This window comes from Companilactobacillus nantensis DSM 16982, assembly GCF_001435815.1.
GTDB lineage: Bacteria > Bacillota > Bacilli > Lactobacillales > Lactobacillaceae > Companilactobacillus > Companilactobacillus nantensis.
On record NZ_AZFV01000071.1, the window covers coordinates 1 to 1,685 of the forward strand.

General features: G+C 34.5%; 1 protein-coding gene. It reads left to right on the forward strand.

Features of this window, described 5'->3' with window-relative positions; all coding sequences use genetic code 11:
- Positions 1-258: 258 nt before the first annotated feature.
- On the forward strand, positions 259-1,467 hold the full coding sequence (locus FD31_RS13715) for an IS110 family RNA-guided transposase (protein WP_057893322.1): 1,209 nt from the start codon (positions 259-261) through the stop codon (positions 1,465-1,467).
- The last annotated feature ends 218 nt before the right edge of the window (positions 1,468-1,685 follow it).

Below are 1,685 nucleotides of genomic sequence, written 5' to 3' on the forward strand. Positions count from 1 at the left end.
AACAAAACAGACTAAGCTTAGTGAGTAATTAAATCTCTGACGGGAGATCTAATTACTCACTTTTTTTGTTAAAGTGAATGTGAGATGAATGCCGTGAGGCCTTTTGGCGCTAGACGTCGTAAACAAAAATGGCAATTTCACTAAAATCATTTGAATTTGTTCGTAGTCTGTTGGACGTATAACGTCGTGTATAGAAAATTAAATCTTGATTTTAGTAGAAATATTTCATCTCAACAATTACAAGATGAGGTAGTTATTATGACAGCAGTATTAGGTATAGACGTTAGTAGTTCTACATCTATGGTGGTTTTAATGGTTGATGGAACAAGGATAAAAGATTTTAAGATTTGTAATGATGCGATTGGATTTAGCCGTTTGAAAAACGAGCTAAACAACTATAGAGAACCACAAATTGTTTTTGAAGCAACCGGTGTTTATTCAAGAAGATTAGCCTTTTTTCTCCAAACAAATAGATACAGTTATACTCAGTTAAATCCACTTCAGGCGAAAAAAGAAATGGATGGATTAAGAATGAATAAAACTGATAAAAATGATGCCTATCATTTGGCTGAAACACAGTTTAGGCTTGATAGAGCTAAAACTATTGTACAAGATCCCATTTATTCAGAGTTAATGGACCAAAGTAGATTTTATCAGGAGATTGTATCTGACTTAGTTACCGAGAAGAATCGTCTTCACAGAATCCTACAGCTTACATTTCCAGAGATAGAAAGCCTATTAAGCCATCCATCCGGGCAATTATATTGGCATTTACTAATTGAGTTTCCAATATCAATTTTGGTAGAGGAATATGATTTAAATTATTTAACAAATATTATATTGAACTTATCTGATAAGAATATTAGTGTACAACGTGCTCATAAAATTGCGGTCTCTTTAACGAAACTGGCTAGTATCGCCGTACCTGCGGTACGTGGCGATTCACTGGTCGTTCATCAAGTACAGTATCATGCTCAAAGATTGCTTGATCTACAATACAAGCAGGAAGAAATAGTTAATTCTATGGAATGCTTGGCAAAGCAACTTTCAGAATATGAAATACTGTGTAGTATCCCTGGTATATCAACTACTACAGCGACTTCATTAATCGGTGAGATTGGTGATATCAGGCGTTTTTCATCACCCAATCAAGTGAATGCATACATAGGAATTGATCTAAGACATTATGAATCAGGTAACTTTACGGCCAGTGATACTATCAGTAAACGTGGCAATCCATATGCCAGAAAGATTCTCTATCGATCTATAGGAAATATTGCTTCAGCTTCGAGGACTCATCCTACCCATATCAACGATTATTACCAAAAGAAAAAGCAATCTTCTAGCTCCAAAGGAGCCAAGAAGATTGCCATAGCAGCGGTAGGTCGCCTCATCAGAACCATCTACCATCTTGTATTAAATAACGAAACTTACGATTATACGAAAACCCAACACGGCAAAGTATAACCCGTTTCTACAGATAATATTAACACGTGAGCATAACTCTGTAAGTTAAAATACATATTTTAAACTAAGTTATTGCTTACTCTTATTTAATGAACATTAAATTATATAAATCTATAAAAATAGTGGCTAGGGCTTCTACTTCGTAGAAGCTTACTAGCCACCCATTTAATAATAAATACTGTTATATCAAGGATTATCCTTGACTAAGGGTAGAAAAA